The organism is Clostridium sp. K04 (genome assembly GCF_019734375.1).
Taxonomy (GTDB): Bacteria; Bacillota; Clostridia; order Clostridiales; family Clostridiaceae; genus Clostridium; species Clostridium saudiense.
In genome coordinates, this window is sequence record NZ_JAASHD010000006.1 from 1 (window position 1) to 14,205 (window position 14,205).

9 protein-coding genes are annotated in these 14,205 nt (G+C 27.8%); all 9 read left to right on the forward strand.

Annotated elements, in window-relative coordinates:
* Positions 1–452: 452 nt before the first annotated feature.
* Positions 453–1,313 carry a Cof-type HAD-IIB family hydrolase gene (locus HCG70_RS03935; RefSeq protein ID WP_221697496.1) on the forward strand — a complete coding sequence of 287 codons (861 nt, stop codon included), beginning with the start codon at positions 453–455 and terminating at the stop codon, positions 1,311–1,313.
* Positions 1,314–2,123: 810 nt separating this feature from the next.
* A complete protein-coding gene (gene glmS / locus HCG70_RS03940; protein ID WP_221697497.1) occupies positions 2,124–3,950 on the forward strand; it encodes a glutamine--fructose-6-phosphate transaminase (isomerizing) in 1,827 nt (608 codons plus the stop codon).
* Positions 3,951–4,057: 107 nt separating this feature from the next.
* Positions 4,058–5,407, forward strand: a complete 1,350-nt coding sequence (locus tag HCG70_RS03945) for a glucose-6-phosphate isomerase (protein WP_055277455.1) — start codon at positions 4,058–4,060, stop codon at positions 5,405–5,407.
* Between the two features lie 122 nt (positions 5,408–5,529).
* The gene (locus tag HCG70_RS03950; RefSeq protein WP_055277457.1) at positions 5,530–5,805 is read left to right on the forward strand and encodes a DUF4176 domain-containing protein; all 276 of its coding nucleotides are present in this window, start codon (positions 5,530–5,532) and stop codon (positions 5,803–5,805) included.
* 239 nt (positions 5,806–6,044) lie between these two features.
* The gene (locus tag HCG70_RS03955) at positions 6,045–8,159 is read left to right on the forward strand and encodes a transcription antiterminator (protein WP_055291410.1); all 2,115 of its coding nucleotides are present in this window, start codon (positions 6,045–6,047) and stop codon (positions 8,157–8,159) included.
* 2 nt (positions 8,160–8,161) lie between these two features.
* On the forward strand, positions 8,162–10,000 hold the full coding sequence (locus HCG70_RS03960; protein ID WP_221697498.1) for a PTS mannitol transporter subunit IICBA: 1,839 nt from the start codon (positions 8,162–8,164) through the stop codon (positions 9,998–10,000).
* A 15-nt stretch (positions 10,001–10,015) separates the two neighbouring features.
* Positions 10,016–11,011 carry a mannitol-1-phosphate 5-dehydrogenase gene (locus HCG70_RS03965; RefSeq protein WP_221697499.1) on the forward strand — a complete coding sequence of 332 codons (996 nt, stop codon included), beginning with the start codon at positions 10,016–10,018 and terminating at the stop codon, positions 11,009–11,011.
* The gene (locus HCG70_RS03970; protein ID WP_055277466.1) at positions 11,011–12,171 is read left to right on the forward strand and encodes a mannitol-1-phosphate 5-dehydrogenase; all 1,161 of its coding nucleotides are present in this window, start codon (positions 11,011–11,013) and stop codon (positions 12,169–12,171) included. The genes HCG70_RS03965 and HCG70_RS03970 overlap by 1 nt, the downstream gene beginning before the upstream one ends.
* Before the next feature lie 214 nt (positions 12,172–12,385).
* Positions 12,386–14,203: a PTS mannitol transporter subunit IICBA gene (locus HCG70_RS03975; protein ID WP_311776462.1), complete on the forward strand. Its 1,818-nt coding sequence runs from the start codon at positions 12,386–12,388 to the stop codon at positions 14,201–14,203.
* Positions 14,204–14,205: the final 2 nt, after the last annotated feature.

Here is a 14,205-nt window from a genome sequence, read left to right on the forward strand (position 1 = left end):
GAAATAACTCTTTCTAGAAAAGTTCCTTGAATTTCCGCTATTAATTTATTAAAAACTAATTTATTATTAGTATTGGATATAATAAAAAACCTCCATGTGAATAGTTTATCGCAAGACTATTAAATCACATGGGGGTTTATTTTTTTAGTTGTAAATTATTCCTTAGACCTAGTACGTTCGTGTCAACAAGTAAGTTTTACTTAGATGCAACACTAAAATATCGCTATCGGATTTTTTTATCCGCTATTGCGATAGCCCCTTTTATTATAGATAAATATATTTATATAATATAAAAATGATATAATTATGTTCAGTGGTTTTAAGAGCAATGAAAATGTGAATAAAAGAAAGTAAATAAAAATGAATATATATTATTTATATCTTATATAATAAAGTTTGGTATAATAAATAGTATAAAATAACATTAAGGATAAGGAGTAGGAGAATAAAATATGATAAAATTAATTGCAAGTGATATGGACGGAACTTTACTGAATGATGACCATATGATATCTCAAGAAAATTTAAAGGCTATAAGAAAAGCACAAGAAATGGGAAGACATTTTACAATAGTAACAGGAAGAGATTATGGTGCAGTAAAGTCATATTTAGAAGAATGTAATTTAAAATGTGAATGTATTTTAAGTAATGGTGCAGAGTATAGAGATATAAATGGAAATGTCATTGAAAGTGTTTATATGAATAAAGACAGCGTAAAAATAGTATTTGATATATTAAATGATGCTGGATTATGTATTCAATTAATGACTAATAAGGGATCTTATGTAACTAATAAAGAAAGTGATAAAAAAGCTATTATTGATAGATTTAAATTGTTTAACCCTAAGATGAATGAAGAAGAAGTAATAGAATTCGTTGAAAAGTTCCATACTGAAAGAGGCATGAAATATATAGATGATGTTTATGAAATTTTAGAAAGTAATGTAGAGGTATTAAAAATAGTTACTTTTGATAATGATGAGAAATTAATAGCAAATTTAAAAGAAAAATTAAAGAAAAGCACAAGTGATTTAGCAGTAGCATCAACTTTCTCTAATGATATTGAAATAAGTGATATTGAGGCCCAAAAAGGATTAATATTAGCTAAGACAATTAAAAAAATGGGAATAGATAAGAGTGAAGTAATAGTTCTTGGCGACAGCTTTAATGATTATTCAATGTTTACTGAATTTGAAAATTCTTATGCTATGGAAAATGCAATTCCAGAGATTAAGGAGATAGCTAAATATATTACTGATAGTAATAATAATGATGGAGTAGCTAAGGCAATTTATAAGTCTTTAGAAGTATAATTTAAAAAAGCAACCATTTTACAAATAAAAGTGTAAAATGGTTGTTTTTTGTTTTATGCTAAATTAGTACTTTAAATTTATGACTTATACAATTTTTTTCATATGATTGATGGATAAGTTTAAGAAGAATTGTTTTGAAACTTATCATTGTTTTTTTTATATTTAATTTTGTCACTAACTCTTTAGTGACATTTATGTAATATCTATTAATTGAAGGAATAATTTTACTGGTATAAAATTAATCTTGGTTATATTTATAAAAATTAAAATTAAAATTTTAATTTTATTTGTTATACATTATACGACTAAGGACTATTACTGCTATTATAAAAATTTTATCTTTAATGATTTATAAATATAACTTAGTACTTCAAAAAAAGGAGGAATTAGTAAGAAGTTTAATTTTAAATATAAAGCGCCAGAACTCTTATGAGTTGACGAGGATGGGGAGTATCGAATTCTTCGGCGGGTGCCCCACGGTATCGCACTACCGTTAGCGACTAGTAAAACTATGAAGCGATTTGTAGGACAGGTCTAGTCTGGTGTTAAAACCTTGATTGTATTTTTTTAATGTCACAGCATTTGTATGTAGTTTTACAATGTTTGAATTAAATTATTACAATAAATTTTTTATGATGGATAGCTGTTACAACACTACTACCTCTTTAGGTAGTAGATAACAAAAGACACGCCCTTAGACTAAGGGTACTTGGGGTATAACCAATTCTAACCTAAAGGTTGAATTAAAGTTGCATCTTAAACTAATAATTCGGTTTATAAAAAAATAAAAGTAAGGAAGGAAGAAAATATATGTGCGGAATAGTTGGTTATGTAGGAAAGAAGAAAGCAAGTGATTTCTTAATAGAAGGATTATCAAAATTAGAATATAGAGGATATGATTCAGCTGGAATAGCAGTTATTAATAATGGTAAAGTTGAAATAAGAAAGCATAAAGGTCGTTTATCAAATCTTGTTGAAGAATTATCAAATAACTCAGCAGAAGGAACAATAGGAATTGGACATACAAGATGGGCAACTCATGGAGAGCCTTCAGATGTAAATTCACATCCACATCAAGCATCAAAAGGTGATATTACTGTAGTTCATAATGGAATTATTGAAAATTATAGTGAGCTTACCCAATGGTTAAAAAGCGAAGGGTATGAATTTAAATCTGCAACAGATACAGAGGTAATACCAAACTTAATTCATTATTATTATAATGGCAATCTTTTTGAAGCAGTAGTAAAGGCTACTGAAAAATTAGAAGGTAGTTATGCTTTAGGAGTAGTTTCTGGACAAGAACCAGATAAGATAGTTGCTGTTAGAAAAGATAGTCCATTAATAGTTGGAATAGGACAAGGTGAAACATTTATAGCATCTGATATACCAGCAGTATTAAATTATACTAGAGATATTTATCTTTTAGAGGATAATGAATTTGTTGTATTAACAAATGAAGGTGTTGAAGTATTTGAATCAAATGGAGATAAAATAAACAAAGAAATATATAAAGTAACATGGAATGAGGATGCAGCAGAAAAAGGTGGTTATGATTCTTTCATGTTAAAAGAAATTCATGAGCAACCAAAAGCAATTAAAGATACAATGGCAGGAAGAGTAGCTTTAAATGAAAAAGTTAATTTAGGTGATTTTAAGCTTACATCAGAAGAATTAGAAAATATGGATAGAATATATATTGTTGCATGTGGAACTGCATATAATGCAGGTCTAATGGGAAAGGTAGCTATTGAAGATTTAGCAAGAATACCTGTTGAAGTAGCAATTGCATCTGAGTTTAGATATAGAAACCCAATAGTAACTAATAAGACACTTATAGTTACATTAAGTCAGTCAGGAGAAACAGCTGATACATTAGCAGTTCTTAGAGATGCAAAGAAAATAGGAGCTAAAACATTAGCTATAACTAATGTTGTTGGAAGTAGTATTTCTAGAGAAGCAGATAGTGTAATATACACTATGGCTGGACCAGAAATTGCAGTAGCATCAACTAAAGCTTATACAACTCAAGCTGTTGTAATGAACCTATTAGGAATGTATTTAGCAGATTTAAAAGGATTATTAAAATCTGAAGAAGAAGCTGAGATTAAAAATGCATTATTAGAGTTACCAAGTAAGGTAGAAGAAGTGTTAAATCAGAAAGCTCAAATTGCTAAGATTGCTAAACTTATATCTCAAGAAAAAGATTTGTTCTATTTAGGAAGAGATGTTGATTATGCATTAGCAATAGAAGGGGCTCTTAAGATAAAAGAGATAGCTTATATTCATTCAGAAGCATATGCTGGTGGAGAGCTTAAGCATGGAACTATAGCATTAATAGAACCAGGAACAAAAATAATAGCATTATTAACTCAAAGTAATTTAAAGGATAAAATGATTAGTAATATCAGAGAAGTTAAATCTAGAGGAGCTGAAATTATTGGTATAGCATATGAAAATCAAGAAGTAGATTTATCTGTTTTTGATGAAATTATAAGAATACCACAAATTTCAACTAGAATAGCACCTATATTAGGGGCTGTTGTATTACAGTTATTAGCATACTATGTAGCAACTGAAAGAGGTTGTGATATAGACAAGCCAAGAAATCTTGCAAAGTCAGTAACTGTTGAGTAGTAAATAAAATTTAAAAGTAAATGAATGGATTATATCGAATTGTAATGTAAATTGATTTTGATATAGTCCATTTTATTAAAAATAAATTATTATGGGAGAGTGTGAGTATGAGAAGTTTATCGTTAGATGTGTCAAAATTAGAAGGATTTATTAATGAAAATGAAATTGGATATATGAAAGCAATGGTTAATAGTGCACATGAAGTTATTCATAATGGAACAGGTGCAGGAAATGACTTTTTAGGGTGGTTGGACTTACCTAAAAATTATGATAGAGAAGAATTTGAAAGAATAAAGGTTGCAGCAGAGAAAATAAGAAGTAATTCAGATGTATTGATAGTAATTGGAATTGGCGGTTCATATTTAGGATCAAGAGCAGCTATTGAAATGCTAACTAGTAATTTTAATAATATGTTGCCTAAGTCAAAAAGGAAAGCTCCAAAAGTATTTTTTGTAGGAAATAATATAAGCTCTACTTATATATCAGAATTATTTGAGGTTATTGATGGTATAGATATTTCAGTAAATGTAATATCTAAGTCAGGAACAACAACAGAACCAGCTATAGCTTTTAGATTATTTAAGAAGTATATGGAAGAGAAATATGGAGCTGATGAAGCTAGAGAAAGAATATTTGTAACAACAGATAGAGAAAGAGGAGCATTAAAGGGATTATCAAATGAAATGGGATATGAAACATTTGTTATACCTGATAATGTAGGTGGTAGATTTACTGTATTAACAGCAGTTGGATTATTACCGATTTCAGTGGCTGGTATTAACATTGATGAAATTATGAAAGGTGCAGCAGATGCAAGAGAAAAATATTCTAGCAGTTCATTAGAAGAAAATGATTGTTATAAATATGCAGCATTAAGAAATATTTTATATAATAAAGGAAAATCAATTGAGGTTTTAGTTAATTACGAACCATCATTACATTATTTTAATGAATGGTGGAAGCAATTATATGGAGAGTCAGAAGGAAAAGATAAAAAGGGAATTTTCCCAGCTGCAGTTGACTTTTCAACAGATTTACATTCAATGGGACAATTTATTCAAGATGGTAGTAGAATAATGTTTGAAACAGTTCTTAATGTTGAAAAGGTCAATAAAAATATAGTTATTGGTGAAATGGAAGGTAATGTTGATGGATTAAACTTTTTAAAAGGGAAAACTATCGACTATGTGAATAAAAAGGCATTCGAAGGAACTGTATTAGCACATAATGATGGGGGAGTGCCTAATATTATTATAAATATACCTGAATTAACTCCATATTATTTTGGGCAATTAGTTTATTTCTTTGAAAAATCATGTGGAATCAGCGGATATTTATTGGGAATAAATCCGTTCAATCAACCAGGAGTAGAAGAGTATAAAAAGAATATGTTTGCACTTTTAGGTAAACCAGGATATGAAGAACTTAAAGAACAATTAGAAAGTAGATTAAGATAAAACTTTATTATTAGATATAAAAGCTATAGATATTTATTAAATAGCTATTATAATTTAATAGAAATATGTATAATCTATAATGATGATATATAAGAAGTATTATATTATAGGGGGTACATAAATTGGAGAATAATAAACAAGAACTTTTAGCACTAGGATCTATTGTAGTTTTAAAAGGTGGGTATAAAAAGCTAATGATAGTGGGCAGAATGCAGTTACAGGGTGAGGAAGAAAAACTTTGGGATTATCTTGGGGTTTTATATCCAGAAGGCTATTTAGGGAATGATTATACGTTTTTATTTAATAATGAAGATATAGATGAAGTTATTTTTAAAGGATACTCAGATTTAGAAGATGAAGCTTTAAAATTAGCAATAAGGAAGTATAATAAGGAATAGAAGTGTTTTAGGGCACTTCTTTTTTTCTTCAATAACTATAAATAAAGGGGATAATTTAAAATATATAAAGATAAAGGTGCAATAAAGTTATATCTGTAATAAAATATAAATATTCTCAAATTTGTCACTAAGTGATGGGGACATTTATGACATATGAATAGATTGATGTAAACGAATAATAGAGATAAAATAAAATTGTAAGTAGTTGATATTTAAAAATGTCACTAATAGGAGAGCCTATGAGAAAGAAAAAATTAATGTCTAGACAAAAACAAATTATACAAATTTTAACTAAATCAACTAGTAAAAATCCTATAACTATTTCGACAATTGCTGAAAGCTTAAATATAAGTTCAAGAACTGTATTAAGAGAGATGCCTAAAATTGAAGAATGGTTAGATGAAAATGGATTTAATTTTATTAAAAAACCAGGTGTTGGTTTAATAATAGATGAAAATCTAGAGAATCAACAATTAATATTAGAACTTCTAGAAGTTGAAAATATTCAAAAAGAATATACCAAAGATGAAAGAAAAAGAATTATTTTAGGTGAGCTATTAGTAAATAAAGAACCATTAAAATTATTTTACTTTACTAATCAATTAAAAGTTTCAGAGGGAACTTTAAGTAATGATTTAGATGGAGTTGAAGCGTGGTTAAAAGAATTTGATATAAAGCTTATTAGAAAACAAGGTTTAGGGATTTATCTAGAAGGTAATGAAAATAATTATAGAAAAGTATTAGCAGATATTTTGTACAAGACTTTAGATGAAAAAGAGTTAATAAAGCTTTTAAAAAAATCGTTGAATAATCCAAATACTGAAAATAGTATAGAGTTTTCAATAGAAAATAGAATGCTTAATTTTATTGATAAAACAATAATTAGAGATATAGAAAAAATCGTATCAGATTTAGAGGATAAATGTAATTTTAAACTTATAGATAGTGATTATATTGGATTAGTTGTTCATATATCGTTAGCAGTTCAACGAATAAAAAATGGTGAAAAAATTTCAATGGATAAAGATTCATTAAGTGAATTAGAATTATTATCTGAATTTGCAGTTGCAACTGAAATAACAAATGAATTAGAAAAAATATTTATTATTGAAATTCCTAAAGATGAAATTGGTTATATAACAATGCATTTAAAGGGAGCAAGATTAAGATTAAATAAAGTAGAAAATGATATTGATTTAGATAACTTAGATATTAAGCAAATTTCTAATTATATAATATCAGAGGTCGAAAAAGACTTTAATATTGAAATACTTAATAAGCAAAAATTAAGCAAAGATATATATAATCATTTAGTTCCTGCAGTTAGTAGAATGACTATGAAACTTAATATTAGAAATCCATTATTAGAAAATATAAAGGAACAGTATAAAGAAATTTATGATTCTTGTGAAAATGCTTGTGAAATATTAAGGAAAATTACTAAAGTAGATAAAATACCAGAATCTGAAGTTGCGTATATAGCAATGCACATTGCTGCTGCAATAGAAGAAAATATAAAAAGTGAAAACTTATCAGTTGTAATAGCATGTCCAACAGGTATTGGAACATCAAGGTTATTAGCTGTAAATATAAAAAAAGAATATCAAAACTTGGATATTAAAAGTAGTATATCAGCTATAAATATTGATACAGATAAGTTAAAAAATGAAGGTATCGACTTTATAATATCAACAGTAGAGTTAGATGTAGATTATAAGCATATTTGCTTAAATCCAATGTTTCTACAAAAGGATAAAATAAAGTTAAAAGAATTTATTCATAGATATTCTAAGGATAGAATATTTAAAAAAATAGCAAAAAAAGAAGTTAAGTGTGACAAAGATAAAATAAAAAGTATAACAAATTTGGGCACTGAAATAATTTCAATAATAGAAGAAGTAAAAGTAAGAGAAATTAACTATGTAGAATCGGTAAACGATTTGATAGGAATAGCTAGTAGTATTTTTGCTAATAATGTAAATCATTCAAAGCAAATAAAAAAGTCATTGATTGAAAGAGAAATGAAATCTAGCACCTATTTAAAAGGATTCAATATGATGTTACTACATTGTAAAGATGAAAATATTACTTCTTGTAAATTTGGAGTTGTAAGATTAAAAGAAAAGTTAATAGAGAATAATAAAGAAATTGATTTTGCAATTGTTTCTTTAATTCCTGAAAAAAATACACAAACTCAGATAAATATAATGAGCTACATAAATGGAGAAATAATAGAGAAGGAAAGCTTTAGGGAATCCATTAAAAAAAGTAGTGAAGAAGAGTTAACTAATATTATAGAAAAGGTTTTAGGTGATTTATATAGGAAGGAATTAAAGAGTATTATGGAGGAGTAGAGATGATCAAGGAGAAAGTTCAAAAATTTGGTAAGTTCTTAAGCGGAATGGTAATGCCTAATATAGGAGCGTTTATAGCTTGGGGATTAATTACTGCATTATTCATCGAAACAGGGTGGTTTCCTAACGAGCAATTAGCGAGTTTAGTTGATCCAATGTTAAAGTATTTACTTCCATTATTGGTTGGATATACTGGTGGTAGAGTAGTTGGAGATGTAAGAGGTGGAGTAATAGGTGCAATTGCAACTGCAGGTGTTATAGTAGGTGCAGATATTCCAATGTTTATTGGAGCTATGATAATGGGTCCACTAGCTGGATATACTATTAAGAAATTTGATAAAGCTATTGAAGGTAAAGCTCCAGCAGGATTTGAGATGTTAATTAACAATTTTTCAGTTGGAATCATTGGTTTAATACTTGCAATAGTTGGATTTTATGCTATAGGACCAGTAGTTGTAATTTTAACTGAAGGTCTTAAGTTAGGGGTTGAAGTAATAATTTCTAAAGGATTACTTCCTTTAGTAGCAATATTTATTGAGCCAGCTAAGGTATTATTTTTAAATAATGCAATAAATCATGGTATTATTGGTCCAATTGGTATTGAGCAGACGAAAGAACTTGGGCAATCTATAATGTACTTATTAGAAGCAAACCCAGGTCCAGGTCTTGGAGTATTATTAGCATATTGTTTCTATAGTAAAGGTGGAATGAAACAATCGGCACCAGGTGCAGCAATTATACATGCACTAGGTGGAATTCATGAAATTTACTTCCCTTATGTATTAATGAATCCATTATTAATAATAGCACCAATAGTTGGTAGTGCTGCAGGTATATTAGTATTTTCAATTTTTAATGCTGGATTAGTAGCAACTCCATCACCAGGAAGTATATTTGCTTTAATGGCATTAGCACCAAAGGGTGGAATGATTGGAATCCTAGCAGGGGTTTCGGTTTCTACAGCTGTATCATTTGTTGTTGCAGCACCATTAGTTAGAAAAGCTGCTAAAAAGTTAAGTGATAATAATGATGAAACTGTTTCTGAAAATGAAGAGGTAGTAATTAATAAAGAAGTAATCAATAAAATAGTATTTGCTTGTGATGCTGGAATGGGATCAAGTGCAATGGGAGCAACAAAGTTTAGAAATAGAATAAAAGGTTTTGCTTCAAATATAACGGTTATTAATTCATCAGTTGATATAATACCATCTGATGCAGATATAGTTGTAAGTCATAAAAAGTTAGAGGAAAGAGCAAGAAAAAATTCTCCACAAGCAGATCATGTGTTTATAGATAATTTCTTACAAGATAGCAAGCTGGACAAGCTGTATTCTATATTAGAAAACAGAGCAGATGGAAATAGAGAGTTAGAAGAAGTTGCGGTGGCAGAAGTAGCAGCATCAGTACAAGCTAGAGAAACTTCAATATTAAAGAGTGATAATATAATTTTAGGATTATCAAGTGAAAGCAAGGAAGATGCTATAGAGAGAGCTGGTAAGATATTAGTTAAAGAAGGGTACGTTAAGAATAACTATATAGCTGCAATGCAAGAAAGAGAAAAAATAGTATCTACTTATATAGGAATGGGAATAGCAATTCCGCATGGAGTTGGTGAAGCAAAAAAAGAGGTTGAGAAATCGGGAATAGTTGTTCTTCAGTATCCAGATGGTGTAGTCTTTGGTGATGATTTAGCATACTTAGTTATTGGTATCGCTGGAGTTGGAGATGATCATTTAGAAATATTATCTAATATCGCAATATCATTAGAAGATGAAACGTTAGTAGACAAGCTTAAAAATACAAGTGACAAATTTGAAATATTAAAAACTTTTAACAAATAATAAGAGGTATTTCTTATGAAAAAGGCAATTCAATTTGGAGCAGGAAATATAGGTAGGGGAGTTATAGGACCATTACTTTCAAAATCAAATTATCAAGTAGTTTTTGCTGATATAAATAATGAAATAATTAATAAGCTTAACGAAAATAATCAATATTTAATTCATGTAAAAGATATTGAGTGTACAGAGGAGCAGGTTAATAATATAAGTGGTGTTATGTTAACAAGTGATAAAATAATAAATGAAATAGTTGATGCTGAAATAATAACAGCAGCTATTGAATCAAGATATATACCACAAGTTGCATTAATTATAGCAAAAGGAATAAAGATTAGAAATAAAAATGGAAGTAAGCTAAATCTAAATATAATTTCATGTGAAAATATTATAGAATCTAGTACAAAACTTAAAGATGAAATAAAAAAACACTTAAATAGAGATGAAATAAATTATTTGGATGAGTATATTGGATTTCCAAATTGTTTAGTTGATAGAATAGTGATGCCCAATATAAATGAAAACGATTTCTACGCTCAAGTAGAGAAATATTGCCAATGGATAATAGATAGAAATGGATTTAAAGGTGATATATCAAGTATAGAAAGTGCCAATTTTGTAGATGATTTAAATGCCTATATTGAAAGAAGTATATTTATAATAAACACAGTGTATGCTATGACCTCGTATTTTGGAAAGCTAAGAGGATACACATCTATAGAAGAAAGTGTAAATGATAAGTTTATATATGATTTAGTAAAAGACTTAGTAAAAGAAAGTGCATCAAAAATAGCAGTTAAATATAAATTTGATGAAAAAAGCAATTTAGGGTATATAGAAAAAACAATTGATAGATTTAAAAATCCATATTTAAAAGGTAAAGAAATAAGAACAGGAAAAAATCAATTAAAAAGATTAAATGAATACGCTAAGATGACTAATAATTTTAATAGTTTTACTAGTAATTTAGAGATATTTAATATGTTAAATGATGATATGAGGAGGAGTTATTAATGAAAAAAGCAATTCAATTTGGAGCAGGAAATATAGGAAGAGGTTTTATAGGATCATTATTATATAAGGCAGGATATCATGTAGTATTTGCAGATGTAAATACTGAAATAATTGATAAGATTAATAAAGATAAAGAGTATACAATTCATGTAATGGATACTGTGTGTTCAGAAGAGAAAGTTAATGATATAAGTGGTGTTATATCAATAAATAATGAAATATACAAAGAAATAGTTGAAGCTGAAATTATAACTACTGCAGTTGGGCCGGTTGTTTTACCAAGAATAGCACCAACAATAGCAAAAGGTATAGCTCTTAGAAAAGAAAATGGAGTAAAGAACTATTTAAACATAATTGCATGTGAAAATGCAATTAAGGCTAGTTCACAACTTGAGGAAGAAGTTAAGAAGTATTTAACTAAAGATGAAGTTGATTATTTAGAAGAATTTGTAGGATTCCCAAATTGTTCTGTAGATAGAATAGTTCCACCTGTGAAAAGTGAAAATATTTTAGATGTTGTAGTTGAGAATTACTATGAATGGAATGTTGAAGAAAAAGCATTTAAAGGTGAAATACCTAAGATAGAAGGTATGAATTTAGTAGATAATTTAATGGCTTATATCGAAAGAAAGCTATTTACATTAAATACTGGACATGCAATAACTGCTTATTTTGGATACTTAAAAGGATATGAAACAATAGAAGAAAGTATTAAAGATGAAGTTATTTACGATTTTGTTAAAAAGGCAATGATTGAAAGTGGAAAAGGATTAATTGCTAAATATAATTTTGATGAAGAAGCTCATTATAAATATATAAATAAAATAATAGATAGATTTAAGAATCCATATTTAAAAGATGATGTGGCAAGGGTTGGAAGAGAACCTTTAAGAAAACTAAATGAAAATGATAGATTAATAAAACCATTAATTACAGCAAGAGGCTTTAATATTAATACAGATAACTTATTATTAGGCGTAGGGGCAGCACTTCATTATGATAATAAAGAAGATGCTCAAAGTGTACAATTACAAAGTTTAATTAATGAAAAAGGTATTAAAGAATCTTTAGCTGAAATATCAAAAATATCAGGTGATACTGATGTATTAGATAAGGTAGAAAAATATTATGATGAAGTTAAGAAATTAATAGGCGCATAATATTTCTATATAAATATTTAAAACTCAAAATTTAATCTCTAAAAGTCTAACACCAAAAGTAAAATTCAAAATGCTTTTGGTGTTATTCTTTATATAATATTTTGAAGTGAATACAATTTTGAATAATAGTTATAAAATAATTGATATAAAAGAAATATAAGGATAAAATTAGCATATGGAATATAAAAGGAAACTAGAGAGGAGAAAAAAGGTAGTGATTAAAGAAAAAGTACAGAGCTTTGGAAATTTTATAAGTAGTATGATTATACCCAATATAGGTGCATTTATAGCATGGGGATTCATAACTGCTATATTTACTCCTACAGGATGGTTTCCAAATGAAAAGATAACATTACTAGTAGAACCCTTAACACAATATTTATTACCATTATTAGTAGGCATTACGGGAGGTAAAGTTACTGGGGGACCAAGGGGGGGAGTTGTTGCAGCAATATCAACAATTGGTGTAATAGCTAGTACTAGTATACCAATGGTTTTAGGAGCAATGGTAATGGGACCTTTATCGGGATACATAATAAAGAAATTTGACAAAATAATAAAAGATAAAGTTCCAGCTGGATTTGAGATGTTAGTAAATAATTTTTCACTTGCTATTATAGGAATGATATTAGCTATAGTAGGATTGTTTGTAATTGGACCAAGTATGACTATCATTGTAGGAGTAATGAATATAGGGGTATCTTTTATTGTTAAAAATGGATTATTACCGTTATTGGCAGTATTTATAGAACCAATAAAAGTACTATTTTTAAATAATGCAATAAATCATGGAATAATAGATGTAATAGCACTAGATCAAGTTAATGAATATGGAAAATCAATATTGTATTTATTAGAAGCAAATCCTGGTCCAGGATTAGGTGTAATATTATCTTACTTTATATATAGTAAAGGAACCATGAAACAGTCAGCTCCTAGTGCTGCTATAATTCAGTTTTTTGGAGGGATACACGAAATATATTTTCCATACATATTAATAAATCCATCATTGTTATTAGCAGCAATTATAGGAAGTATTGTTTCTATAATAACTTTTTTAACTTTTAATTCTGGATTAATAGCAACAGCATCTCCGGGAAGTATTTTTTCTATAATGATGCTATCTCATAAAAGTGATATTTTAACAAATTTATTAGGAGTTTGTGTTGGAGCTATAGTTTCATTTTTTATATCTGCGTTTTTATTAAAAAGAAAATATAGAGAAAAAGATGATAAAAATACTAATAGGGAAAATGTGCAGGAATTAGACTTGGATATTAAAGATATAAAGAAAATAGTGTTTGCATGTGATGTAGGAATGGGGTCAAGCGCTATGGGAGCAACAAATTTTAGAAATAGAATAAAAGATTTTAATTTAGATATAGAAGTAGTTAATTCATCTGTAGCTAATATACCTGATGATGCTGATATAATAATAACTCATAAAGGGCTATTGGATAGTATAAAAAAAGAGATTAATAAGGATAAAATTATTTTTATAGAAAACTTTTTAGAAGATGATAATTTAGAAGTTTTATATGAGAAGTTAAGTAAAAAGAATGAGGGCAATGAAATTAATGCTGTAGAAGATCTACTTGAAGTTGAAAATAATACATTATTAAATGAAGGGAATATTTTGTTAGGCTTAGAAAGCGAATCTAAGGAAGAAGCTATAATAAGAGCTGGTGAACTTTTATTTAATAATGGTTATACAAAATATGAATATATAGATTCTATGTTAGAAAGGGAAAATATAATATCTACATATATTGGCCTTGGAATTGCTATACCTCATGGTACGGAAAGTGGAAAGAGTGAAGTTGAAAAGGCAGGAATTATAGTTTTACAATATCCTAAAGGAATAAAATTTGGTACTCAAACAGCATATCTATTAATTGCTGTTGCGGCTAAGCATGATGAACATTTAGAAATAATATCAAGTATAGCAAAATCACTAGAAGATATTGAGTTAATAGAAAAAATAAAAACAACTACAAATCCAAAAGATATATTAAAAGCATTTAATCTCTAATT